Raw genomic sequence first — 23,438 nt, forward strand, 5'->3', positions numbered from 1 at the left:
GTCTAGAGGGCGGGCTTGCCTGTCGTGAACAGCCAGGTGGAGAAGAGGTCGTCGAGCTGCTGCCCGCTGATCCGCTCGGCGAGCCGGACGAAGTCGGCGGTGGAGGCGTTGCCGTAGCGGTGCCGGCGGGTCCAGGCCGGCAGCAGCTCGAAGAACTTGGTGTCGCCGATCCGCTCCCGGAGCATCTGGAGCGTCATCGCGCCCCGCTGGTAGACGGCGGAGGCGAACATCGTGTCGCGCTGCGGGTCGCCGACCTCGGTCCGCCAGAAGTCGGAGTCGGCGGGGCGGGCGTCGTAGGCGGCGCGGAAGGAGTCGTGGGCCGAGCGGGTGCCCTGGTGCTCCGCCCACAGCCACTGGGCGTAGGTGGCGAAGCCCTCGTTCAGCCAGATGTCCTTCCACCGGGCCACGCTCACCGAGTCGCCGAACCACTGGTGGGCCAGCTCGTGCACGATGGTCGACTCGCTGCGCACGGCCGAGTAGGCGGGCTTGCTCTGCACCTCCAGCGAGAACCCGGCCTCCGGCATGTCGTCGACGATCGCCCCCGTCTCCTCGAACGGGTACGGCCCGAAGACCTTGGACCAGTAGTCGGTGGCGGCGGAGGTGACGGCGTACACGTCGACGCTGTTGCCGTTCTTCAGCACCGGGTCGACGGCGACGTAGACCGGGATGCCGCCGGGCGTGCGGCCGGTGCGCACGTCGAACTTCCCGATGGTGGCGGTGGCCAGGTAGGTCGCCATGGGCCGGTTCTCGCGCCAGTGGGCGTACGAGGAGCCGCCGCGGTCGTACGACGACACGAGCCGGCCGTTGGAGACACCGGTCAGGCCCTTCGGCGCCTTGATCCGGATGTCGTAGGTGGCCTTGTCGGAGGGGTGGTCGCTGGACGGGAACCAGGTGGAGGCCGCGTTGGGCTCACAGGCCACGAAGACGCCGTCGGCGGTCTTCATCCAGCCGTACTCGGAGCCGAAGACGATGGGGCCGCTGAGCGGCTCGGGCACCCCGCCGTAGGTCACGGTGACCTTGAAGACCTTGCCCTTGCGCAGGGTGCCGCGCGGGGTGACGGTGATGTCGTCGCCGTCCCGCGTGAACCGGGCCTTCGCGCCGTTCACCTCGATCCGGGAGACCTCCAGCTTCTGGAGGTCCAGGTCGAAGGAGGAGAGGTTCTGGGTGGCGCGGGCGGTGAGCGTCGTACGGCCGTCGAGGCGGCCGGTGCCGGGCGCGTAGGAGACGCCCAGGTCGTAGTGGAGGGCGTCGAAGCCGCCGTTGCCCAGCCGCGGGAAGTAGGTGTCGCCGATGCCGGGGGCGCCGGCGACGGGTGCGGGCGAGGCGGCGACGACGAGGAAGGAGGCCGCCGCGGCGGTCGCGGCGGCCCCCGCGCGCAGCGAGCGGCGGCGTAAGGCGCGGGCCGGGGGCGTCGCACGCGCCGGGGCCTGCGGATCTGCAGAACGTGCCGGGCGTGCCGGGCGTGCCGAACGGGAGAGTGCCATGAGTCGTCCCCTCGAGCGTGTTCCGGTCGGTCAACGGACACGGACGACTCTGCACTCTCCCGCTCAGGCATGTACATGCCTTTACCCGGTTGTCACGGGCTACTTTCCGGTGGACTCCCCGGACTTCGCACCGTCCGCCTCAGGAGCCTCAGCGGCCTCTTCGGCATCGGCGGCGGCGACGTCCTCGGCACCGGTGGCCTCCGCGGCCTCCGGCTCCTCGTCCGACGCGGGCTCCTCGGCGGAAGCCTCCGCCGCGGACTCCTCGGCGGACTCCGTCGCCCCGGACCCGGACGCATCGGTGGACGCCTCGGCCTCCGGAGCCTCCTCGGCCTCGGACTTGGCCTCCGCCTCGGGCTTGGCCTCGTCCTTGACCTCAGCCTCAGCCGCGGGCTCCGGCTTGGACTCCGCCTCGGGCTCGGCCTCCGCCTTGACCTCGGGCTTGGCCTCCGCCTCGGGCTTGGCCTCGTCCTTGACCTCGGCCTCAGCCGCGGGCTCCGGCTTGGCCTCGGGCTCGACCTCGGACTTGGCCTCCGCCTTGTCCTCGGACTCGGCCTCCGCCTCCGGCTCGGCAGCCGCTTCCGGCTTCGCGGCCGGCGCCTTGTCCTCGGACTCGGCCGCGGCCTCCGCGACCTCCGCCGCCACCGCGGCCGACGTCTCCGCCGACTCCTCCAGCACCGCGTCCGGAACCAGCTCGGAGGCCGCCTTCGCGGCCGAGAGCAGGACGACGTCCTGCGGGGCCTGGTCGGCGAAGTTCTCCGGGTGGTGGCAGGCGACCCGCTGGCCCGGCCTCAGCTCCAGGAACGCCGGCTCGGTCGTCTTGCAGATCTGCGTGGCCTTCCAGCACCGGGTGTGGAACCGGCATCCGGAGGGCGGCGCGATCGGCGACGGGACGTCACCGCGCAGCAGGATGCGCTCGCTCTTGCCGCCCCGCCGCTTCGGGTCGGGGATCGGCACGGCCGACATCAGCGCCTTGGTGTACGGGTGCATCGGCGACTCGTACAGCGAGGTGCGGTCCGCGAGCTCGACGATCTTGCCGAGGTACATCACCGCGATGCGGTCCGAGACGTGCCGGACGACCGAGAGGTCGTGCGCGATGATCACGTACGTCAGACCCAGTTCCTGCTGGAGGTCGTCCATGAGGTTGACGACCTGGGCCTGGATCGACACGTCCAGCGCGGAGACCGGCTCGTCGGCCACGACCAGCTTCGGCTTCAGGGCGAGCGCGCGGGCGATGCCGATGCGCTGGCGCTGGCCGCCGGAGAACTCGTGCGGGTAGCGGTTGTAGTGCTCGGGGCTCAGGCCCACCAGCTCCAGCAGCCGCTGGACCTCCTTCTTCACGCCGCCCTCGGGCTCCACGCCCTGGAGCCGGAAGGGCGCCGAGACGATCGAGCCGATGGTGTGGCGGGGGTTCAGGGAGCCGTACGGGTCCTGGAAGATCATCTGGATGTCGCGGCGCATCGGCCGCATCTTCCCGGCGCTCAGGCGCGTGATGTCCTGGCCCTCGAAGGTGATCTTTCCACCGGTCGGGTCCTGGAGCCGGGTGATGACCCGTCCCATGGTCGACTTGCCGCAGCCCGACTCGCCGACCACGCCCAGGGTCTCGCCCTTGCGCACCTCGAAGTCGATGCCGTCGACCGCCTTCACGGCGCCGACCTGGCGCTGAAGGATGCCCTTCTTGATCGGGAAGTGCTTGGTCAGGCCCTCGACGCGGAGCAGCACGTCGGAATCTTCCACGGACGACGCCTGGTGCGGGACCGCGGCCTCGGTGACGGTGTCCGTCTTCTTGGTCTCACTCACAGCTTCGGCGCAATCTCTTCGGTCCAGATCCGCTCACGGTCCTCGGCCGGGAGGTGGCAGGCGGACCAGTGCCCGGTGCTCACCAGCTCCAGCTCGGGACGCACCGTGCGGCTGACGTTGCCCTTGGGGACGTCCGCGTACGGGCAGCGCGGGTGGAAGGCGCAGCCGGAGGGGACGTTGATGAGGCTCGGCGGCTGGCCCTTGACGGGGATGAGCCGCTCGGAGGTCTCACGGTCGATCCGGGGCATCGAGCCGAGCAGACCCCAGGTGTAGGGGTGCTGCGGCTTCTCGAAGACCTCGTCGGCCTGGCCGCGCTCGACGCACCGGCCGCCGTACATCACCAGGACGTCGTCCGCGATCTCGGCGACCACGCCGAGGTCGTGGGTGATCATCATGACCGCGGAGCCGAACTCCTTCTGCAGGTCCCTGATCAGGTCGAGGATCTGCGCCTGGACGGTCACGTCGAGCGCGGTGGTCGGCTCGTCCGCGATGAGCAGCTCGGGGTTGTTCACCAGCGCCATGGCGATCATGGCGCGCTGGCGCATACCGCCGGAGAACTCGTGCGGGTAGCCGTCGACACGCTTGGCCGGCTCGGGGATGCCCACGCGGTCCAGCATCTCGATGGCACGCGTGCGGGCCACCTTCTTGCTGACGTCGTGGTGGACCCGGTACGCCTCGACGATCTGGTCGCCGATCTTGTAGTACGGGTGCATCGCGGACAGCGGGTCCTGGAAGATCATCGCCATCTCGCGGCCGCGGAGCTTGCGCACCTCGTCCGGGGTGGCGGAGACCAGTTCCTTGCCGCCCAGCCAGATCTCGCCGGACATCCGCACGTTCTTGCCGCGGGTGCCGAGCCGGTGCAGGCCCATGATGGCCTGCGAGGTGACCGACTTGCCGGAGCCGGACTCGCCGACGACGGCGAGGGTCCGGCCCTTCTCCAGCGAGAAGCTGAGCCCGTCGACGGACTTGACCAGGCCGTCGTCGGTGGGGAAGTGCACCTTGAGGTCGCGGACCTCGAGGAAGGCTTCGGGCGTCCGGCTGCCGGCGGTGGGCTCGCCCACCGCGGCGTCGGACTTGGAGAGTTCGGTCACGAGAGCCTCACCCGCGGGTCGGCGGCGGCGTAGAGCACGTCCACCAGGAGATTTGCGATGACGACGAAGAAGGCGGCGAGCAGCGTCACACCGAGGATCTTCGGCAGGTCGTTGTCGGTGATGCCCTGGACGGCGTACTGGCCGATGCCCTGGAGCGAGAACACCGACTCCGTGATCACGGCACCACCGAGCAGCAGGCCGATGTCCATGCCGAACACGGTGATGATCGGAGTGAGAGCGGCGCGCAGTCCGTGCCGGACCACGACGTTGCGCTCACGCAGACCCTTGGCGCGGGCCGTGCGGATGAAGTCCTCGTTCATCGTCTCCAGCATGCCCGAGCGGGTGAGCCGCGCGTAGATGGCGGAGTACAGCAGCGCGAGTGAGCACCACGCCGGGAACAGGGTGTTGGCCCACTGCGACGGGTTCTCCGTCAGCGGGACGTACTCGTTACCGAAGATCGGCCACTTGAAGTGGAAGAGCAGGAGCGCCAGGTTGCCCGTGAAGAACATGGGCAGCGACACGCCGGTGAGGGCGATGCCCATGAAGGTCCGGTCGTAGACCGAGCGCGGCTTCAGCGCCGAGATGACGCCGGCCACGACGCCCGAGAGCAGCCACAGTACGGCGGCACCCACGGCGAGCGAGAGGGTGATCGGAAGACGGGAGACGAGCTCCGGCCACACTGCCTGGTGGTTCTTGAAGGAGTAACCGAAGCAGGGTGCGTCACAGTGCACCGTGGTGGGGCCGAGGTCATAGGTGGCGCCGCCCACGATCCCCTTGATGAAGTGCCAGTACTGGACGTAGACGGGCTGGTCCAGACCGAGGTTGTGCTTGACAGCGGCGATGTCCGCCTTCGACGGGCTCTTGCCGATGTACTGCTGCGCCAGCTGATCCGCTGTCTGCCCCACGAGCCGTGGCAGCAGGAAGAAGATGGCGAAGGTGACCGCGGAGACGACCAGCAGCAGCATGAGTGCCGCGAACGTCCGGCGGAGAATGTACGAGATCACGGGGATCGGCGCTGGTGCCCGCGGGCTGCTGAGCCCGCGGGCACCAATGCCTTCACCTGCCTTCCGGGGCTGCTACTTCGACGCGACGCCGATGTTGAGGTAGTCGTACTCACCGCTGAACGCCGCGGTGGACACCAGGTTGGTGTAGTTCTGCGGGCGGGCCAGCAGGACCTTGAAGTAGGTCAGCGGGACCAGGACGGCGTCGTCCATGGCCTTCTTGTCGATCTGGGTGTACAGGGCGTTGCGCGCGGCGTCGTCCTGCGTACCGATCGCCTTGGCGAGGAGGTCGTTGACGTCCTTGTTGTCGTACTGCGACAGGTTGGTGTTACCGGACTGGCTGATCGCCTTGCCGTTCAGGATCTGCTGCAGGAAGCCGTAGCCGGAGGGCCAGTCGGCACCCCACTGCATCATCTCCAGGCCGATGTTCTGCTTCGTGGCGAACTTCGGCACACCCGCGTAGTCGGTGAAGTACTTGCCCGACGGGTACTGCTTCAGCGTGGCGGTGATGCCGACGGCCTTCAGCGAGTTGATGATCGCCGTGGCGGCGTCGATCTCCTGCGGACGGTCGCTGCGCGCCGAGATGTTGGTGCTGATCGAGGTCTTGCCGCAGGCCTTCAGCTGCTCCTTGGCCTTGGCGGCGTCGCCCTTGTTGCCGGCGCTCGCGTAGACGTCGGCCTTCGAGTAGCCCGGGATGTCCGGAGGCAGGACCGTGGAGGCCACGTCACCGCGGATCGGGCCACCCTCGGCGGTCTGCACCGAGACCTTGTCGATCGCGTACTGGACGGCCTTGCGGCACTCGACCTTGTCGAACGGCTTCACCTTGGTGTTGATGCCCATGTAGACCAGGCGACCGCCGTAGGCGTTGTCGGTGTTGGCCTTCTGGCTGGCGTCGGTGAGCACCTTGGCCTGCGTGGAGGCCTGGACACCCGTACCGCCCAGGTCGATCGCGTTGCCCGCGAGGACGTCCTGGTCGATCGTCTCCGGGTTGACCTTCAGCTTGACGACGATCTTGTCCGGCAGCTGCTTGCGCAGCGGGTCGGTCTTCGCGTCCCAGTTCTCGTTGCGGACGAGAACGGCCTGCTTGCCGTCGTCGTAGCTCTGGAACTTGTACGAGCCCGAGGAGACGATGTGCTTGACGTAGTCGACGCCGGTGTCCTTGGCCTGCGGCACCGGAGCCGTCTGCGGGGCGGCGACCAGGTAGTCGAACTCCTGGAAGGCCTGCTTCAGGTGGAAGACGATGGTGGTGTCGTCCGGCGTCTCGATCGAGGACAGGCCCTTGGCGCTCTTGTCCTTGTAGGGGCCCTTGTACTTGTCGCCGCCGGCCATGAACTGCTGGAAGTAGTTCGGGCCGAGGGAGAGCACGTCACGCGCGAAGTTGGAGCGCTCGACGGCGTACTTGACGTCCTTCGAGGTGACCGCGGAGCCGTCGTCGAACTTGACGCCGGAACGCAGCTTGTAGGTCCAGGTCTTGCCGCCGTCGGACGGAACACCCTTGCCCGCGGCGAGGTCGGGGACCAGGGTGTTGCCCTTGTCGCCGGCGCCGGGCTGGAACGTCATGAGCGGGCGGGCCCACAGACGGCTGAGGTTGTACATGTACGCGTAGTACATGTTGCCGGGGTCGAACGAGTCCGGCACGTCGGACAGCTCGTAGGTGAGCGTGCCGCCCTTCTTGTCGGAGGCGTTCACGACGCCCTGCGTCGCGGCGTTGGCGCCGGCCGACTTGGTGCCGTTCTCGTTCTTGTTGTCATCGGCCTTGCTGCAACCCGCAAGAAACAGGCTGGCGGTGCCGATGGCCGCGATCGCGGCCAGCGCTGACCTTCGCATGATGGGCGTTATCCCCTTGATTGTCGGAAACTTTTTGGGCTCTCGGAGGCGTCAGGCGTCAGCGGCTGCGCGGGTCGAGGGCGTCGCGGAGACCGTCACCGAGCAGGTTGAACGCCAGGACAGTCACGAAGATGGCGAGACCGGGCACGATCATGTACTCGGGGTCGACCTGGTAGTAGGTCACCGCTTCGCGGAGCATGCCGCCCCACGAGGCCTGCGGCGGCTGGATACCGACACCGAGGAAGCTCAGCGAGGCCTCGAAGAGGATGTTGGTCGGGATCAGCAGCGTCGAGTAGACGATGATCGGGCCGACCAGGTTGGGCATCAGCTCACGGAACAGGATGTACGGACCGCGGGCGCCCATGCCGCGGGAGGCGTCGACGAACTCGCGCTCCCGCAGGGCCAGGGTCTGGCCGCGCACGATCCGGCCCAGGTAGGGCCAGTTGAAGAAGCCGATGACGAAGATCAGCACGCTGAGGTGGAGCGGCAGACCGTTCAGGCCGAACGCGCCGCCCTGGAGGGTGGCGGAGATGGCGATCGCGAACAGCAGCAGCGGGAACGCCAGGAAGGTGTCCATCAGCCGGCTGATCACGGAGTCGACCCGGCCGCCGTAGTAGCCCGCGACGACGCCCATGATCGCGCCGATCACGTTCGACAGGATCGTGGCGCCGAACGCGACCACCAGCGAGACCCAGGAACCCTCGAGGACGCGGGTGGCGATGTCACGGCCGAACTTGGGGTCCAGACCGAAGGGGTGGGAGAGGCTCATGCCGCCCCACTCACCCTTGGGCAGCGACGTGTTGGCGTCGATCAGGTCCTGGTGGAAGGCGTTGGGGTCGAGCCCGAACGCGGCCTGCAGCGGACGCGAGAGAACCGCGAGGACGACCAGGAGGACGACGATGACGGCGCCGGCGACGGCGGCTCTGTCCTTCTTGAACCGGGTCCAGGCGATCTGTCCAAGGGAACGACCCTCGATCTGCCCCTTACCGGCACCGTCGAGGACAGCTTCCGGCTGTGTCTCGGCTGCCGTACCGGTGGTCTCGATCGGTGCGGTCACAGTGACCCGACCCCTCTCGCCGGTGGTGACCGGCCTGTGCTCGCCGCAGATTGCGGCTTTGTCGACTTGCACTCGAACACGAGGTCATCACAACTTTCGTGTTCATGACTCGGGAGTCTTCAGTGCGGTTGCGATCAGCCGCCAGAGCTGGCGGTGAAAGTATGCGCAACCGTGATGCGGCGCTGGGGTTTTCGTTATCCGATCACTGGGTAACGGGTAACGAACAAGGGCCAGTTGGGACACAGTGGCAATTCGGTGCGATTGGGACGCACCGGCCGTTCTCCCCCGCGTGCAGAGACGCGGAGATGTGTGGACGATGAGTGTGTCCGGTGTGCCCGTCTTCCACATCCGTCCGCGCGAACGGCGTGACGCTCAGTACCCGCCGCGCACCGGCGGGTAGCCGTAACCGGGGGCCGGCGCCTGGGTCTGGACCGGGGACTGGGGCGCGGCGTGCGCCTCACGGTCGTAGAACGGCCGGGAGTTGGCGCGCATCCACAGCACGACCGGGTCGTAGTCGTCGGTCATCACGACGGTGGAGACGGGCAGCCCCTCCGGGACCGCACCCACGGAGCTCTGCATCATCGCCCGCACGGAGTCCACGGCGGCCGGCGAGGTCTCGTACACGTCCAGGCCGATGGCGAGGTACGGCGCCCCGAGCGCGGGCTGGACCCAGGCCCGGCGCAGCGTGCGCAGGGCCGGGGTGCGGTGGGCGTTCTGCGCCAGCAGGGCGTAGAACTGCGGCACCTCGATGGCGGGTTCGGACAGGCGGAGCGGGCCGGCCGGCTGGCGGTCCAGGCCCGTGGCGATGCGGCGCAGATCGGTCCAGGGGACGCCGACGCCGCCGCCGGGTGCGTGCGGGTTGAGCCAGAGGCCGTGGCGCTCGGGGTAGAGGGTGCGGGCCACGTCGAGGCCGTCGACCACCTCGTAGGAACGGTTCCAGCCGCTGGCCGAGAGTTCCTGCGCGGAGGTCACACAGGGGGCGTAGCCGAAGCCGTCGACCTCCATGTTCCCGTACTGCGCGTCCGGGGACCCGGCCTGGCCGTGCCACAGGAACATCCAGATCTGGCCGGAGGCGGGGGCGGCGAGGGCGCGGAGCAGTGCCTCGTAGGCGTCGTAACGCCCGGGGGTGACCTGGCGCAGCATGTGCTCGACGCTGCCGCTGTGGCTCGCGCTCACCTGTTGTACCGGCCCTTTCTGGAATTGCCCCTCGCTTGAGGGACAGCTTAAGCGCCAATCGGGCCGGGGCCACGGGTTCGTGCGGGACCGCGGGTGTGACGGTCACCTGTCGCGCGGTTCCCCCCGGGGGACGTCACCGCGGTCCCGGCGGACCGGGGTGACGTCCCCCGGGAGGAATCCGGAGGAAAGGCGTGTCAGTGACCGGACTGGTAGAAGGGGCGCACACTGGCCCGGAGCCATTCGGCCACCGGGTCCTCGGTCACGTCCAGGAGGATCAGGTTCACCGGCCACGGGACCGGGACCGCGCCGAGGGCCTTGCCGAGGGCCTCCAGCGGGAGGGCGCGCATGTCGCCGTCCCACGAGGAGAGTTCGACGCCGACGAACATGACGGGGTCGGCCGTCTCGATGGCGGCGAGGCAGCGGCGGGCGGAGCGGACCACACCGGTGGCGGCGAACTCGGCGGAGGCGGCGGCGAGGAAGTCGACCGGGTCCTCCTGCCAGTCGGGCTCGAACAGCCGGACCCGGCCTCCGCTGTCGGGGCCGTCCAGCGGGCCGCGGCCCGAACGGCACAGCTCGGCGACCGCCTCCGGGGGCAGCGGCATGCCGACCACACCGTCGGGGTTGATCAGGATGCCCACCTGCGGCGGCAGGCCGCGGGCGAACTCGGGGGCGGGGGCGACGGTGTACGACATGTGGGCGCCCACCGCCTGCCGGAACTGCTCCTCGGAGCTGAAGACCGGTATGTACACCTGGCCTTCGATGTCGATGGTGGGCAGATCCAGCGAACCGCTGTCCGGACTGCCGCCGTTGGGCAGCGGGATCCACAGGAAGCCGCGGCCGAGTACTTCGACGATCCGGCCGCCCGCCGAGGGGACGCCGAGCGATGCCGAGAGCACCTCCTCCAGTTCGTTGCCGGGCCACCCGCTGTGCGGGTGGGGGTGCGCCTGTGCCGGGAAGTCCGCGGGAAAGTCCGCCGGGAAGTCCATGTGCCTACCGCCTGCTGGGATCCGTGCTGTGGCTCAAAAGGCTAGCCGGTACCGGTGACGGAGCCCATCCCGGTGAACACGATCCGTCGCAGGACGTCCGCCGCGTCCCGGTCCAGCAGCACCGCCGAGCCGCAGCCGGCGGGCGGAGTCCCCCGTTCCACCTTGCGCAGCAGCCGGGCGGCCGTGCGGCGGTGGCGGCGGAAGGCGTACCGGGACACCTCGCGGCCGCGCTCGCGCTGGCCCTCCCGGGCGGTGCCCGCGGGGACGTCCAGGAGCAGCAGGTGCAGGGTGCCGCCGCGGCGGCGGGCCTCGCGGGCCAGCCAGCCGCGGACCCAGGCCTGGGTGCCGCAGTCGTGCACGACCACTCCCTCGCCGGCGCGCAGGGCGCGGTTCAGCCCCGTGTAGTGGGCGAGGCGGACGAGGGGGCGGTAGAGGGCGTAGGGCAGGAGGCGGGGGGCGCGGGCGTCCCAGCGGTCGCGGGCGTCCTGGGAGTCGACGCGGGGGCCCGGGACCGTGCGCCGCATCAGGGTGGACTTGCCGCTGCCGGGCAGCCCGGTGATCACCACCAGGTCGCGGGGGCCGAAGCGCAGCGTGTGCGGGCTGCCGCCGGCGTGGCCGCGCAGGTCACGGACGGCCGGGGCCGCGGGTCCGGCCAGGCGCTCGCGGGCGGGGGCGGAGGGCTGCTGCGGCACCGCGGTGCCGGTGGTGGCGGCGTACGCCGGAGTCCTGTTCACCGTGATCGTCCTCCCCTGTGGGCTCGGGGGGTTCCCTGCCCCCCGAATGTAAAGAGAAGGTAATGCCCGGGGCCCGGCGGTTCGGTGCGCGTACTGCCACAGAACGGTCACAACTGACGTGCTCTGGAGGGGGAGGCCGGGGCGTGCAATGATGTGCCCGCCAACTGCATACCGGCCGTTTGAATCCGCGCGGGAGAGTCCCCGGCAGCAAGTCTCGCCAGGGCGCCGAAGGAGCAAGTCCCTCCCTTGAATCTCTCAGGCCCCGTTACCGCGCGGGCGAGGCACATCTGAAAAGCGGGCCGCCGTCACAGCGGCCCCACCCAAGGTGCAAGCCATGACGTACGGCTCCTTGCGAGCCGACGATGGTCATGGCGAACCTCTCAGGTTCCGATGACAGATGGGGAGGACCTTCCTCGCCCGTCATGCCCCTGGGAGACGAACGACCGATGAGCAGCACCGAATCACGTCAGCTCCGCCACACCGCGCTCGACGCCCTGCATCGCGAACTGGGCGCCACCATGACCGACTTCGCCGGCTGGGACATGCCCCTGCGGTACGGCTCCGAGCGCGACGAGCACATCGCGGTGCGCACGAAGGCGGGCCTCTTCGACCTCTCGCACATGGGCGAGATCACGGTCACCGGCCCCGGCGCGGCCGCCCTGCTGAACTTCGCCCTCGTGGGCAACATCGCCTCGGTCGGTGTCGGCCGGGCCCGCTACACCATGATCTGCCGCGCCGACGGCGGCATCCTGGACGACCTGATCGTCTACCGGCTCGCCGAGACCGAGTACATGGTGGTCGCCAACGCCTCCAACGCCCGGGTCGTGCTCGACGCGCTGACCGAGCGCGCCGCCGGCTTCGACGCCGAGGTCCGCGACGACCGTGACGCCTACGCGCTGATCGCCGTCCAGGGCCCCGAGGCCCCCGGCATCCTGAAGTCGCTCACCGACGCCGACCTGGACGGCCTGAAGTACTACGCGGGTCTGCCCGGCACCGTCGCGGGTGTCCCCGCGCTGATCGCCCGCACCGGCTACACCGGCGAGGACGGCTTCGAGCTGTTCGTGAAGCCGGAGCACGCCGTGGAGCTGTGGCAGGCGCTCACCGGCGCCGGCAAGGACGCCGGCCTGGTGCCGTGCGGCCTGTCCTGCCGCGACACGCTGCGCCTGGAGGCGGGCATGCCGCTGTACGGGCACGAGCTGTCCACGTCCCTGACGCCGTTCGACGCCGGTCTCGGCCGGGTCGTGAAGTTCGAGAAGGACGGCGACTTCGTGGGCCGCGAGGCGCTGGCCGCGGCCGCCGAGCGGGCCGGGCAGAACCCGCCGCGCGTCCTGGTCGGGCTGATCGCCGAGGGCCGCCGGGTGCCGCGCGCCGGGTACGCCGTCGTCGCCGGCGGCGAGGTGATCGGCGAGGTCACCTCCGGTGCCCCCTCCCCCACCCTGGGCAAGCCCGTCGCCATCGCGTACGTCGACGCGGCGCACGCGGCGCCCGGAACCGCGGGTGTCGGCGTGGACATCCGGGGCAGCCACGAACCGTACGAGGTCGTGGCGCTGCCGTTCTACAAGCGGCAGAAGTAGCCCCTCCTCGGCCCGGGCCCGACCGGCCCGGACCGCCCCGGTGTGCGGGCGGCGCGGGCGCCGCGCGAGCGGGCGGACGCGTGGCGTGGTCGCGCGACCACGCCGTCCGCCGCACGTGACGCTGCGCACATTCCCCCGCCCACCAGCGCTTTCAGCACGCTCCCATCGACCAGCACCTCCCCGCGTACAGGAGAATTCAGACCATGAGCAACCCGCAGCAGCTGCGCTACAGCAAGGAGCACGAGTGGCTGTCGGACGCCGAGGACGGCGTCTCGACGGTCGGCATCACCGAGCACGCGGCCAACGCGCTCGGCGATGTCGTCTTCGTCCAGCTCCCCGAGGTCGGCTCCGAGGTGACCGCGGGTGAGACCTGCGGCGAGCTGGAGTCGACCAAGTCCGTGTCCGACCTGTACTCGCCGGTCACCGGTGTGATCACCGAGGCCAACCAGGACGTCGTCGACGACCCGTCCCTGGTGAACTCCGACCCCTTCGCCGGCGGCTGGCTGTTCAAGGTGCGCGTCACGGCGGAGCCGGGCGACCTGCTCTCCGCCGACGAGTACACCGCCGAGACCGCGGGCTAGAGGAGTCACAGGCATGACTGTCCTGAACACGTCCCTGCACGAGCTGGACCCGGAGATCGCCGCCGCGGTCGACGCCGAGCTGCTGCGCCAGCAGTCCACGCTGGAGATGATCGCCTCCGAGAACTTCGCGCCGCTCGCGGTGATGGAGGCCCAGGGGTCGGTCCTCACCAACAAGTACGCCGAGGGCTACCCGGGGCGCCGCTACTACGGCGGCTGCGAGCACGTCGACGTCGCCGAGCAGATCGCGATCGACCGGGTCAAGGAGCTGTTCGGCGCCGAGTACGCCAACGTGCAGCCCCACTCCGGCGCCTCCGCCAACCAGGCGGCCCTGTTCGCGCTGGCCCAGCCCGGGGACACCATCCTCGGCCTGGACCTGGCGCACGGCGGCCACCTGACCCACGGCATGCGGCTGAACTTCTCCGGCAAGCAGTTCGACGTGGTCGCGTACCACGTCGACGAGGCCGGCCTGGTCGACATGGCCGAGGTCGAGCGGCTCGCCAAGGAGCACCGCCCGAAGGTGATCATCGCCGGCTGGTCGGCGTACCCGCGTCAGCTGGACTTCGCCGAGTTCCGCCGGATCGCCGACGAGGTCGGCGCGTTCCTGTGGGTCGACATGGCGCACTTCGCGGGCCTGGTCGCCGCCGGTCTGCACCCGAACCCGGTGCCGTACGCGGACGTGGTCACCTCCACGACCCACAAGACCCTCGGCGGCCCGCGCGGCGGCATCATCCTGGCGAAGAAGGAGTTCGCGAAGAAGCTGAACTCCTCCGTCTTCCCGGGCTTCCAGGGCGGCCCCCTGGAGCACGTGATCGCGGCCAAGGCGGTCTCCTTCAAGGTGGCCGCGGGCGAGGAGTTCAAGGAGCGCCAGCGCCGCACGGTCGAGGGCGCGAAGATCCTCGCCGAGCGGCTGACCGCGCCCGACGCCCGCGAGGCCGGGGTGAACGTCCTGTCCGGCGGGACGGACGTGCACCTGCTCCTGGTCGACCTGCGCGAGTCCGAGCTGGACGGGCAGCAGGCCGAGGACCGCCTCCACGAGGTCGGCATCACGGTCAACCGCAACGCGGTCCCGAACGACCCGCGCCCGCCGATGGTCACCTCCGGCCTGCGCGTCGGCACCCCGGCCCTGGCCACCCGCGGCTTCACCGCCGAGGACTTCGCCGAGGTCGCCGACGTGATCGCCGAGACGCTGAAGCCGTCGTACGAAGCGAACGCGGCGGCGCTGAAGGCCCGGGTCACCGCCCTGGCCGACAAGCACCCGCTGTACCCCGGCCTCGGCCGGTAGGTCCGTTTCATCCGGCATCGCGCACACTGGACACAGTGGACGGCGTGCGCGATGCCGTTCCGCGCGCCCGCGCGGCACACACGCCCCCTTGCACCACCCCCGCACCACCCGTCTTGAGGAGTCACCCGTGGCCGTCTCGGTCTTCGACCTGTTCTCGATCGGCATCGGCCCGTCCAGCTCCCACACGGTCGGCCCGATGCGCGCGGCGCGCATGTTCGCCCGCCGCCTGCGGGGCGAGGACGTGCTCGGCTCGGTGGCCTCCGTGCGCTGCGAGCTGTACGGCTCGCTCGGCGCGACCGGCCACGGCCACGGCACCCCGAAGGCGGTGATGCTCGGCCTGGAGGGCGCCTCCCCGCGCACCGTCGACGTGGAGGGCGCCGACGAGCGGGTGCGGGAGATCAAGGAGGCGGGCCGGCTGAACCTGCTCGGCACGCACGAGATCCCGTTCTCCTTCGACGACGACCTGGTCCTGCACCGCCGCAAGGCCCTGCCGTACCACGCCAACGGCATGACCCTGTGGGCGTACGACGCCTCGGGCGCGGAGCTGCTCACCAAGACCTACTACTCGGTCGGCGGCGGCTTCGTCGTGGACGAGGAGGCGGTGGGCGCGGACCGGATCGTGCTGGACGACACGGTCCTGAAGTACCCCTTCCGCACGGGCGACGAGCTGCTGCGCCTGACCAAGGAGACGGGCCTGTCGATCTCCTCGCTGATGCTGGAGAACGAGCGGGCCTGGCGCACCGAGGAGGAGATCCGGGCGGGCCTGCTGGAGATCTGGCGGGTCATGCGCGAGTGCGTCCAGCGGGGCATGTCCCGCGAGGGCATCCTGCCCGGCGGCCTGAAGGTGCGCCGCCGCGCCGCCGTCTCCGCGCGCCAGCTGCGCGCCGAGGGCAACCCGCTGGCCCACGCGATGGAGTGGATCACGCTCTACGCGATGGCGGTGAACGAGGAGAACGCCGCGGGCGGCCGCGTGGTCACCGCCCCGACCAACGGCGCGGCCGGCATCATCCCGGCGGTCCTGCACTACTACATGAACTTCGTGCCCGGCGCCGACGAGGACGGCGTGGTCCGCTTCCTCCTCGCCGCCGGCGCCATCGGCATGCTCTTCAAGGAGAACGCCTCCATCTCCGGCGCCGAGGTCGGCTGCCAGGGCGAGGTCGGCTCCGCCTGCTCCATGGCCGCGGGCGCGCTGGCCGAGGTCCTCGGCGGCTCCCCGGAGCAGGTCGAGAACGCCGCCGAGATCGGCATGGAGCACAACCTGGGCCTCACCTGCGACCCCGTGGGCGGCCTCGTCCAGATCCCCTGCATCGAGCGCAACGGCATGGCCGCGGTCAAGGCCGTGACCGCCGCCAAGATGTCGATGCGCGGAGACGGCTCCCACATGGTCTCCCTCGACAAGGTCATCAAGACCATGAAGGAGACCGGTGCGGACATGAGCGTCAAGTACAAGGAGACGGCCCGCGGCGGGCTCGCGGTGAACATCATCGAGTGCTGAGCGCTCCCTCCTCGGGGCGCCCGGACCCGGTCGGTCCGCCGCGCGGTCAGTCGCGGATGCCGGCGAAGAGTTCCAGGTGGGAGCAGTTGGGGCAGCGGTAGGCGTCGATCTGCCAGGCGGGCCGGCCCCAGCGCTTCGCCCCGCCGAGGGGGCCGCGTTCGAGCGGGCCGGCGATCCAGCGGGAGAAGCCGCGGGCGTTCTGGCCGGAGTCCTCGACGAAGCCGGGATCGAGGCCGACGGTGTCGCACTGGGAGCACCGGAAGGTGTTGGTCACGGTCGGTGAGTCTAGGGGCTGGGCCCTGGCGGGGCGCCGGCCGGGGGTGAACTCCCCATCGGCGCACGCCCGGTGGGCGCCTGATGCCCGCCCGATGCCTGAGTGGTGCCCGCCTCGCGCCTGCCTGATGGCGGCCCGGTGGCGGCCTGGTGGCGGGCCGCCGGGACGGGCGGGGCCGGGGCGCGCGGCGGCGGTTCGGTGACGCACCGGAGCCATTAATACGGAGCATCATGTTCCGACGGGGAGCGCAGCGGGCACAAGACCCCCATGCTGCACGGCATCGACGTAAGCGCGTTCCAGACGTCCTCGTTCGACACGGACGGTCTGTCCTTCGTCTTCATAAAGGCGACGGAGGGCCGTTCCTACGTCAACTCCAAGCTCACGGCCCAGACGAAGACCGCCCGCGACGCCGGGCTCGTCGTCGGCTTCTACCACTTCCTGTGGCCGGGCAACCTGACCGCCCAGGCCGAGTACTTCGTCCAGCACGCCCCGGACCGGCCGGGGGACGTCCTGGCCGTCGACTGGGAGACGACCGGCGACGGCACCCACGCGAGCAACGCGGAGAAGGACGCCTTCATCCGGAAGGTGAAGCAACTGCGGCCGGACAACCGGGTCATCCTGTACACGAACCGGGACTACTGGCTGAACATCGACACCACCTCGTACGCCGGCGACGGGCTCTGGATCGCCGACTACGTGAGCGCGGGCAAGCCGCGGATCCAGGCCAAGTGGCGCTTCCACCAGTACACGTCCGATCCGCTCGACCGGGACGTGGCCGACTTCTCCAGCAAGGCCGCGCTGCGCGAGTGGGCCGCGGACGCGTGACGGACCACGGGCGGCGGCCACCGTCCACCGGGGCCGCCGCCGCGTCCCGCTATCCCCTGAAGTCCGCCGGGCGCTCCGGCGAGGCCTTCGCGAGCGCGTCGCGGACCGCGTCCACGCCCTCCCGCAGGCCGTAGACGGGGGTGCCGGGCTGCTGGCGCCAGGAGTCGTCGATGCCGCCGGAGTCGACGGTGTCGAAGCCCAGTTCGCCGATGAGGTCGCGGACCTTCGCCTTCGCGGCGGCGTCGTCGCCGGCGACCGGCAGAGCCAGGCGGCCGGAGTCGCCGGCCGGGCGGTGGCGGTCCAGGATGTCCTGGGCGTAGGTGCCGTTGAACGCCTTGACGACCGGGTGGCCGAGCTGCCGTTCGATCCAGCGGCTCTCGGTCAGCCCCTCGTCCTCGATGGCCGCGATCCGGCCGTCGCGCTCCCGCGGGTAGTAGTTGTTGGTGTCGATCACCACGGCGTCCGCGGCCGCGCCGTCGAGCAGTCCGGCGGGCAGGCCGGGAACCGCCTTGAGGGGGACGGTGACGACGACGATGTCGGCGCCCTTCGCGGCCTCCTCCGCGCGCACGGGCTTCGCGCCGGTCTCCTCGGCCAGTTCCCTCAGCGTCTCCGGGCCGCGCGAGTTGGCGACGGACACGTCGTGGCCGAGGGCGGTGAGCCGCCGGGTGAGGTTGCCGCCGATGTTGCCCGCGCCGATGATGCCGATCTTCATGGCAGATCTCCAGGTCGATGCATACGCATGCTTCTGTCGTCGGGGACAACCGCGGCCGCGCCGCGCCTATTCCGCCCGTGCGGCGGACGGGTGAGAGGCACGTGACCGGCGGGGCGCATCGGCGCCGGGTACGGCGAAGGGGGGCGCCGGACCGGCCGGCACCCCCCTTCCGCGCGGGTCACTTGTTCAGGTAGGCCCAGAACTCGTCGAACGACAGGACCTTGTCGCCGTTGAGGTCGCGGGTCCTGATGATGGCCGCGGCCACCGTCTCGGTGACGTTCCAGTCACCTTCCTGGGCCAGGGCGGACTTGAACTCCGCCGCGGTGATGAACCCGTCACCGTCCGCGTCGATCCGCTGGAACTGCTTGCGTGCTTCCTCGATGTCCGCCACCGATCCGCCCCTTTTACTCGTTTTTCTCATGCCCTGCAGGCGTACTGACGCTGGTCAGATTAACGGCCCGGGTGAACCCCCCGTGCGGCGACCACCTCCACGGCCCCTCCCCGCGGCCCGGCGGCCCGTGCCGAACGCTCCGGTGACGGGAAGTCCGGTGCCGCCGCCGGTCGCGTCTGGAAGTGTGGGACCTCCGGCGGGCGACGGCCCGCGCGGTGTCCGAGGAGGAGCACGTGGCGGAGACCCTGCGGGACGTTCTCGACGCGGTGGCGCGCGGCGCGTTCCCCCCGGCCGACGGCCGTACGACCGTCGTCGGCCAGGCCTGCGACCGGGACGCGGGAGTGATCGCGTTCACCGGGCACTCGGTCGTCTTCACGGACGAGGACCCGCGCTGGGTGTACGACACCCTGGGCGCGCTGGACTGCGATCCGCTCGCCGCGCCGCTGCACCCCCGCTTCCTCACCGCGTTCCTGGACCGCACCGGGCGCCGCACCGAGACCGTGGACGGGCTGCTGGTCGCCGCTCCCCTGCCGGGCCGGCCCGCGCTCACGCTGCGGGAGATCGAGGACACCGGGCACCCGCGCGTCGCGTACGCCCGCCGGCGCCGCGAGGAGGTGCGGGTGTGGACGGCGGACGGCGGGGTGCTGGTGACCGGGCGCGGGGTCGGCGGCCGGCTGGAGGTGTCGGTGGAGCTCGACGAGGAACCCGAGGGGCGCGGGGGGCGCGAAGAACACGCGGGACAAGAAGAGCACGCGGGACACGAACGAGGCCGGGCGGGCGGCGGCCCGGGGCGCCCCGGGCTCGGGCGCGCGCTCGTGACGGCGGCCCGGCAGCTCGTCACGGAGCCGCTGTGGGCGCAGATCGCGCCGGGGAACGCCCGCAGCGCGCGGGCGTTCCAGGCGGCCGGTTACCGGCAGGTGGGCGCGGAGGCGCTGCTCCTGCGCGCCACCGGGGGCGGGTCCGCGGGCGGGGTGTGAGCGCTCAGCGGAAGATTCCGGTGTGGCCGAGGGAGTAGCGGCCGGGCTGCGGATAGACGGCGAGGCCGTGCGGGCCGCTGCCGACCTTGATCCGGGCGAGCAGCCTGCCGGTGCCGGTGTCGAGCGCGTACACCTCGGAGTTGTAGCGGCCGGACAGCCACAGGACCTTGCCGTCGGCCGAGACGCCGCCCATGTCGGGGCTGCCGCCGCCGGGCAGGCTCCACTTCCCGGTGAGCCGGTGCCGGGCGAAGTCGTAGAGCGAGATGGTGCCTTCGCCGCGGTTGGAGATGTACATCACGCGGGAGTCCCGGCTGACGTACAGCCCGTGGGCGCCCTTGCCGGTGGCGAGGAACGTGGGCTTGGCGAAGGTGTCGCCGTTCAGGATCCACATGCCGTTCGCCGCCATGTCGGCGATGTAGAACAGCTTGCCGTCCGGGGAGATCTTGACGTCCTGCGGCATGGCACCGCGCAGGGGCAGCTTCTGGTGGGCGACGACCTTCATCGCCGCGGTGTCGACCTTGAGCAGTTCCCCGCTGAACTCGCAGGAGACGACGAAGTAGCGGCCGTCGGCGGAGAAGTCGGCGTGGTTGACGCCGAAGCAGGTGACCGGGACCGCCTTGACGGTCTTCATGGTGTGCGCGTCCCGGAAGACGAGCTGCCGGTCCATCGAGGCCATGACGACGGCGTACTTCCCGTCGGGCGTGAAGTACAGGTTGTACGGGTCGTGGACGGCGACCGGCTTGCCCGCCTCGCCGGTCCTCGGGTCGATCGGGGTGAGGCTGTTGCCGCGGTCGTTGTTGACCCACAGGGTCTTCAGGTCCCAGGACGGGACGACGTGCTGCGGCTGGCGCCCGACCTTCAGGGTCCTGACGATCCGGTAGGTCCGGGGGTCGATGACGGAGACGGTGTCGGAGTTGGTGTTGGGGACGTACACCAGGGACGGGAAGTCCTTGACGACAGGGGACAGCCGGCCGGGGCGGTCGGCCGCGTAGAGGTCGGCCGGGTCCAGCACCGGGGGCATCCCGGGGAGCGTCCTCGCCTGCTGCGGTTTCACCGGCGGGGGCGGCACGGCGGCCTTGCTGACAGCGGGCTCGTCCGCGCGGTGCGCGCCGCCGCCGCCGTCGCCGCCGCCGCAGCCGGCCAGCAGGGTCAGGGCGGTGAGGGCGGCTCCGGCGGCCAGGAGGCGGGCGGCGTTCGTGGTTCGCATCAGCTCAGCAGCTCCGTGGTGGTGACCGCGCGCAGTCCGCGGCGGTCGAGTTCGTGGAGTACGGCGGGGAGGGCGGCGACCGTGTCCGGGTATCCGAAGTGCAGGCTCACCACCGAGCCGGCGCGCACCTCGGCGAGCACCTTGCGGGTGACGGCAGCGGCGCCGGGACGCGTGTAGTCGAGCGAGTCGACGTCGTACGACAGCACGTGCGGGTATCCCGCGGCGGCGGCCAGCCGGACGACGCGCTCCGAGGCCGCCGGGGAGCGGGAGGGCCGGAACCAGGTGCCGATGGATCCGGTGAGCCGCTTCAGCCGGTCCGCGCAGCCGGTGATCTCGGCGCGGGCCTCGCCGTCCGGCAGTTCGTTGACGGCGATGTGCCGCTGGGTGTGGTTGCCGAGGTCGTGGCCCCCGTCGAGGATCCGGCGGGCGAGGCCGGGGTGTTCGTCCAGCCAGGTGCCGACGGCGAGCACGGTGAGCCGGGCGCCGCGCTGTTCGGCGGCGGTGAGCAGGGAGGTGGCGAGGGCCGGATCGCCCTGGCCGTGGAAGGTGAGGGCGACCCGCGGCCGGGTGCGGGGACCGTGGGTGATCTGGGCGGGCAGACCGGGGTAGGCGCGGGGGCCGGGAGCCGTAGCGGGAACGGCCGGTGAGCGGCCGGCCGAGCGGGCGGGGGTCGCGCCCGCGGTGGCTGCGGCCGTGGTCGGGGTGGCCGGTGCGGGCCGGCCGGCCGTGCCCGGTGTGGCAGCTTCTCCGCATCCGGCGGCGAGCGCGCCGCCGGCGACGAGGCCGGCGCCCGCGCGCAGCACCCCGCGTCGGTTGGTCGTGGTCACGCGCACCATTTAAGGGGCGAACGGTAAGAAAAGGGCCCATTGGCCCGAACAGTCGGTTCCTCGGGTCGCGGTGTCGTGGCCCGTCGGGGCACTCTCGCCGGCCAGGGCGGTGCGGGACGACGGGGCGGCGCGGGACGGCGGGGCGCGGGGCGAGGCGGTGCCACGGGGGCGCCCGGAGTGCCGTGCGGGGTACCGGACTGCCAGGGGGCGGAGCCGGGGCCGGGCGGTGAGCGGGGCTGCGGCGGGTCAGCGGTCGGCGACGCGCATCTCGAACCAGGTCGTCTTGCCCCGGGGTAAGAGGTCCACGCCCCAGCGGTCGGAGAGCTTGTCGACGAGGAACAGGCCGCGGCCGCTGACGTCCATCTCCTGGACCGGCATCAGGCAGGGCAGTCCGCGCGAGGGGTCGCGGACCTCGACACGGATCCAGCCGCGGCGGCGGCGCATGCGGAGGCCGAAGACCCGGGCGCCGGTGTGCCGTACGGCGTTGCCGACGAGTTCGGAGACGAGCAGGACCACGTCCTCGGTCATCTTGGGGCTCAGTCCCCAGTGGCGCAGGACGACGACCTGGGCGAGCCGGCGCGCGGTGGCCGCGGACTCGGGGCGGGACGGGAGCGGTACCTCCGCGTCCGCGGGATTGCCGAAGAGTTCGAGCGCCTTGAGCGCCTGTTCGTCCTCGACCGCGGGCGACCAGCGCGCCGCGGCCGCACGGCTGTGTCCCCGCGGCTGTTCGATGCCCTCCAGCCCCGCCATGCCCCCATGATGGCCGTCCGGGGCGGCCTCCGGGGGCGTTCCGGAGGAATGCGCCCCCCGCACGCCCCCGTCGTCCGGTGCGGGATCGGCATATGCCAAAGGCATGCAATCGTCCGGTGGGGCCGGGCTGAGCTGCGGCGACGGCTCACTTCCGGGCAATCGTCAGGCTCCCTCGACGAGGCAGGCTTAAGGGTGAGTTAAGGCTGCCATAAACCGCCATGCCGAGGGAGCGGAACGAGACGACGCGTCAATTGCAAGCTTTCCCGGGAGAGTTACGGCAGAAGTTCATCCTCCGCTTGCCTGCCGGGGTGCGGGTGCGCTTGTCCGCGCGCAGGGCCGCCGGGCGTCCGCGCGGGCGGCACGCCGGGGACCTCAGAGGAACTTCGCCTTGCCCGGCCCCTCTTCCACGAAGCTGCGCATGCCGCGCTCCCGGTCCTCGGTGGCGAACAGGCCCGCGAACCAGTTCCGTTCGACGGTGAGACCGGTGTCGATGTCGGCCTCCAGGCCGGTGTCGACGGCCTCCTTCGCCGCGCGCAGGGCGAGGGCGGGGCCCTTGGCGAGCGCGGCGGCCCAGGCGTGCGCCTGCTCGTACACCTCGGCGGCCGGGACGACACGGTCCACCAGCCCGATGGCGAGGGCCTCGTCGGCCTTCACCATGCGGCCCGTGAAGATCAGGTCCTTCGCCTTCGAGGGGCCGACCAGGCGGGGCAGCCGCTGGGTGCCGCCGGCGCCGGGAATCAGGCCGAGCAGGATCTCGGGCTGGCCGAGCTTGGCGTTGTCGGCGGCGATGCGGTAGTCGGCGCACAGGGCCAGTTCGCAGCCGCCGCCGAGCGCGTACCCGGTGACGGCGGCGACGACGGGCTTGGGGATGCGGGCCACGGCGGTGAAGGCGTCCTGGAGGCCGCGGGAGCGCAGGACCATCGCGGTGTGGTCCATGTTCTGCATCTCCTTGATGTCCGCCCCCGCCGCGAACACCCGCTCGCCACCGTAGATCACCACGGCGCGCACGTCCTCGCGGCGCGTGGCCTCCTCGGCGAGCTCCTTCAGCCGGTCCTGCGTGGCCACGTCCAGCGCGTTCATCGGCGGGCGGTCCAGGCGCAGCGTTCCCACACCGTCGGCGACTTCGAGATTCACGGTCATGCCCCGCAGGTTAGCGGGCGTTCACGCGGCACGGGAGACACACCCTCTGGCCAACGCGCGTAGAAGCGAGCATCATGGCGTGGCCGACGCACCATCCCGCACAGCTGTCTCGTCGCAAATTGTCATGCACTGCTCAACCCCACGTCCGAACGGTGCACTGAACTCCCCCATCGACGAAGGGACAAGCAATGGCCTGCGGATCCACCTCGCTCTGGGCGGGTGAGACCTCCTGGTTCTGCTGCGGCAGCTC

At 71.1% G+C, this 23,438-nt stretch carries 20 protein-coding genes, 2 pseudogenes and 1 riboswitch; of the genes and pseudogenes, 6 read left to right on the forward strand and 16 right to left on the reverse strand.

Translation table 11 applies throughout. From position 1 onward, the window contains the following. Positions 1 to 2 precede the first annotated feature (2 nt). The 9 genes and pseudogenes from ACIPRD_RS01225 to ACIPRD_RS01265 form a co-directional block, all read right to left on the reverse strand. Positions 3 to 1,484 carry a M1 family metallopeptidase gene (locus ACIPRD_RS01225; protein WP_401558919.1) on the reverse strand — a complete coding sequence of 494 codons (1,482 nt, stop codon included), beginning with the start codon at positions 1,482 to 1,484 and terminating at the stop codon, positions 3 to 5. Between the two features lie 614 nt (positions 1,485 to 2,098). Continuing rightward, a pseudogene (locus tag ACIPRD_RS01230) lies at positions 2,099 to 3,281 on the reverse strand (ABC transporter ATP-binding protein); the annotation flags it as partial. Beyond that, positions 3,278 to 4,372, reverse strand: coding sequence for an ABC transporter ATP-binding protein (locus tag ACIPRD_RS01235; protein ID WP_401559989.1), 1,095 nt, complete (start codon positions 4,370 to 4,372; stop codon positions 3,278 to 3,280). The gene ACIPRD_RS01235 and the pseudogene ACIPRD_RS01230, both read right to left, overlap by 4 nt. Continuing rightward, a complete protein-coding gene (locus tag ACIPRD_RS01240; protein ID WP_356403946.1) occupies positions 4,369 to 5,376 on the reverse strand; it encodes an ABC transporter permease in 1,008 nt (335 codons plus the stop codon). Before ACIPRD_RS01240 ends, ACIPRD_RS01235 begins: the two co-directional genes overlap by 4 nt. A gap of 72 nt (positions 5,377 to 5,448) precedes the next feature. After that, a complete protein-coding gene (locus ACIPRD_RS01245; RefSeq protein ID WP_356403943.1) occupies positions 5,449 to 7,200 on the reverse strand; it encodes an ABC transporter substrate-binding protein in 1,752 nt (583 codons plus the stop codon). A 58-nt stretch (positions 7,201 to 7,258) separates the two neighbouring features. Continuing rightward, the gene (locus ACIPRD_RS01250; protein ID WP_356403940.1) at positions 7,259 to 8,257 is read right to left on the reverse strand and encodes an ABC transporter permease; all 999 of its coding nucleotides are present in this window, start codon (positions 8,255 to 8,257) and stop codon (positions 7,259 to 7,261) included. A gap of 372 nt (positions 8,258 to 8,629) precedes the next feature. Further along, positions 8,630 to 9,400, reverse strand: coding sequence for an enhanced serine sensitivity protein SseB C-terminal domain-containing protein (locus tag ACIPRD_RS01255; protein ID WP_401559992.1), 771 nt, complete (start codon positions 9,398 to 9,400; stop codon positions 8,630 to 8,632). A 227-nt stretch (positions 9,401 to 9,627) separates the two neighbouring features. Continuing rightward, complete coding sequence (locus ACIPRD_RS01260; RefSeq protein WP_401558924.1) at positions 9,628 to 10,419, reverse strand: enhanced serine sensitivity protein SseB; 792 nt, start codon at positions 10,417 to 10,419, stop codon at positions 9,628 to 9,630. A 41-nt stretch (positions 10,420 to 10,460) separates the two neighbouring features. Further along, positions 10,461 to 11,153, reverse strand: a complete 693-nt coding sequence (locus ACIPRD_RS01265; RefSeq protein WP_401558926.1) for an AAA family ATPase — start codon at positions 11,151 to 11,153, stop codon at positions 10,461 to 10,463. A 180-nt stretch (positions 11,154 to 11,333) separates the two neighbouring features. Then, positions 11,334 to 11,434: riboswitch (glycine riboswitch) on the forward strand. A 165-nt stretch (positions 11,435 to 11,599) separates the two neighbouring features. Between ACIPRD_RS01265 and gcvT the strand changes: the two genes are divergently transcribed. The 4 genes from gcvT to ACIPRD_RS01285 all read left to right on the forward strand — a co-directional run bounded on the left by gcvT (position 11,600) and on the right by ACIPRD_RS01285 (position 16,085). Next, positions 11,600 to 12,727 (forward strand): glycine cleavage system aminomethyltransferase GcvT, encoded by a 1,128-nt coding sequence (gene gcvT, locus ACIPRD_RS01270; protein ID WP_401558929.1) that lies wholly within the window; start codon positions 11,600 to 11,602, stop codon positions 12,725 to 12,727. A gap of 203 nt (positions 12,728 to 12,930) precedes the next feature. After that, positions 12,931 to 13,308: a glycine cleavage system protein GcvH gene (gene gcvH / locus ACIPRD_RS01275; protein WP_356403925.1), complete on the forward strand. Its 378-nt coding sequence runs from the start codon at positions 12,931 to 12,933 to the stop codon at positions 13,306 to 13,308. A gap of 13 nt (positions 13,309 to 13,321) precedes the next feature. After that, on the forward strand, positions 13,322 to 14,590 hold the full coding sequence (glyA, locus tag ACIPRD_RS01280; protein ID WP_356403922.1) for a serine hydroxymethyltransferase: 1,269 nt from the start codon (positions 13,322 to 13,324) through the stop codon (positions 14,588 to 14,590). 127 nt (positions 14,591 to 14,717) lie between these two features. Further along, positions 14,718 to 16,085, forward strand: coding sequence for an L-serine ammonia-lyase (locus ACIPRD_RS01285; RefSeq protein ID WP_356403919.1), 1,368 nt, complete (start codon positions 14,718 to 14,720; stop codon positions 16,083 to 16,085). Between the two features lie 46 nt (positions 16,086 to 16,131). Here ACIPRD_RS01285 and ACIPRD_RS01290 read toward each other — a convergent pair whose 3' ends face one another. Then, positions 16,132 to 16,359, reverse strand: a complete 228-nt coding sequence (locus ACIPRD_RS01290) for a hypothetical protein (protein WP_356403916.1) — start codon at positions 16,357 to 16,359, stop codon at positions 16,132 to 16,134. 267 nt (positions 16,360 to 16,626) lie between these two features. Here ACIPRD_RS01290 and ACIPRD_RS01295 point away from each other — a divergent pair, with 267 nt between their 5' ends. Then, positions 16,627 to 17,184, forward strand: a complete 558-nt coding sequence (locus ACIPRD_RS01295; protein WP_401558934.1) for a glycoside hydrolase family 25 protein — start codon at positions 16,627 to 16,629, stop codon at positions 17,182 to 17,184. 49 nt (positions 17,185 to 17,233) lie between these two features. Here the strand turns inward: ACIPRD_RS01295 and ACIPRD_RS01300 are convergent. Together ACIPRD_RS01300 and ACIPRD_RS01305 are read right to left on the reverse strand one after the other, a co-directional pair. Further along, positions 17,234 to 17,920, reverse strand: a pseudogene (locus ACIPRD_RS01300) (NADPH-dependent F420 reductase); the annotation flags it as partial. Between the two features lie 154 nt (positions 17,921 to 18,074). Further along, the gene (locus ACIPRD_RS01305; RefSeq protein ID WP_356403910.1) at positions 18,075 to 18,287 is read right to left on the reverse strand and encodes an EF-hand domain-containing protein; all 213 of its coding nucleotides are present in this window, start codon (positions 18,285 to 18,287) and stop codon (positions 18,075 to 18,077) included. A 233-nt stretch (positions 18,288 to 18,520) separates the two neighbouring features. Between ACIPRD_RS01305 and ACIPRD_RS01310 the strand changes: the two genes are divergently transcribed. Next, positions 18,521 to 19,264: a GNAT family N-acetyltransferase gene (locus ACIPRD_RS01310; protein ID WP_401558938.1), complete on the forward strand. Its 744-nt coding sequence runs from the start codon at positions 18,521 to 18,523 to the stop codon at positions 19,262 to 19,264. 4 nt (positions 19,265 to 19,268) lie between these two features. Here the strand turns inward: ACIPRD_RS01310 and ACIPRD_RS01315 are convergent, their stop codons facing one another. The 4 genes from ACIPRD_RS01315 to ACIPRD_RS01330 all read right to left on the reverse strand — a co-directional run bounded on the left by ACIPRD_RS01315 (position 19,269) and on the right by ACIPRD_RS01330 (position 23,188). Next, positions 19,269 to 20,471 carry a hypothetical protein gene (locus ACIPRD_RS01315; RefSeq protein WP_401558941.1) on the reverse strand — a complete coding sequence of 401 codons (1,203 nt, stop codon included), beginning with the start codon at positions 20,469 to 20,471 and terminating at the stop codon, positions 19,269 to 19,271. Continuing rightward, positions 20,471 to 21,307, reverse strand: a complete 837-nt coding sequence (locus ACIPRD_RS01320; RefSeq protein ID WP_356403901.1) for a polysaccharide deacetylase family protein — start codon at positions 21,305 to 21,307, stop codon at positions 20,471 to 20,473. Before ACIPRD_RS01320 ends, ACIPRD_RS01315 begins: the two co-directional genes overlap by 1 nt. Before the next feature lie 237 nt (positions 21,308 to 21,544). After that, complete coding sequence (locus ACIPRD_RS01325; protein ID WP_356403898.1) at positions 21,545 to 22,153, reverse strand: ATP-binding protein; 609 nt, start codon at positions 22,151 to 22,153, stop codon at positions 21,545 to 21,547. A 267-nt stretch (positions 22,154 to 22,420) separates the two neighbouring features. Beyond that, complete coding sequence (locus ACIPRD_RS01330; protein ID WP_401558945.1) at positions 22,421 to 23,188, reverse strand: enoyl-CoA hydratase/isomerase family protein; 768 nt, start codon at positions 23,186 to 23,188, stop codon at positions 22,421 to 22,423. Positions 23,189 to 23,438 lie beyond the last annotated feature (250 nt).

The organism is Streptomyces sp. NPDC090108, assembly GCF_044747185.1.
Classification (GTDB): Bacteria; Actinomycetota; Actinomycetes; order Streptomycetales; family Streptomycetaceae; genus Streptomyces.

Coding starts and splice junctions, on each gene's coding strand:
- gcvT (WP_401558929.1), top strand. CDS start 11,600: ATGAGCAGCACCGAATCACGTCAGCTCCGCCACACCGCGCTCGACGCC.
- ACIPRD_RS01245 (WP_356403943.1), bottom strand. CDS start 7,200: ATGCGAAGGTCAGCGCTGGCCGCGATCGCGGCCATCGGCACCGCCAGC.
- ACIPRD_RS01315 (WP_401558941.1), bottom strand. CDS start 20,471: ATGCGAACCACGAACGCCGCCCGCCTCCTGGCCGCCGGAGCCGCCCTC.
- ACIPRD_RS01255 (WP_401559992.1), bottom strand. CDS start 9,400: ATGCTGCGCCAGGTCACCCCCGGGCGTTACGACGCCTACGAGGCACTG.
- ACIPRD_RS01260 (WP_401558924.1), bottom strand. CDS start 10,419: ATGGACTTCCCGGCGGACTTTCCCGCGGACTTCCCGGCACAGGCGCAC.
- ACIPRD_RS01225 (WP_401558919.1), bottom strand. CDS start 1,484: ATGGCACTCTCCCGTTCGGCACGCCCGGCACGCCCGGCACGTTCTGCA.
- ACIPRD_RS01295 (WP_401558934.1), top strand. CDS start 16,627: ATGCTGCACGGCATCGACGTAAGCGCGTTCCAGACGTCCTCGTTCGAC.
- ACIPRD_RS01325 (WP_356403898.1), bottom strand. CDS start 22,153: ATGCCTTTGGCATATGCCGATCCCGCACCGGACGACGGGGGCGTGCGG.
- ACIPRD_RS01330 (WP_401558945.1), bottom strand. CDS start 23,188: ATGACCGTGAATCTCGAAGTCGCCGACGGTGTGGGAACGCTGCGCCTG.
- ACIPRD_RS01320 (WP_356403901.1), bottom strand. CDS start 21,307: ATGGTGCGCGTGACCACGACCAACCGACGCGGGGTGCTGCGCGCGGGC.
- glyA (WP_356403922.1), top strand. CDS start 13,322: ATGACTGTCCTGAACACGTCCCTGCACGAGCTGGACCCGGAGATCGCC.
- gcvH (WP_356403925.1), top strand. CDS start 12,931: ATGAGCAACCCGCAGCAGCTGCGCTACAGCAAGGAGCACGAGTGGCTG.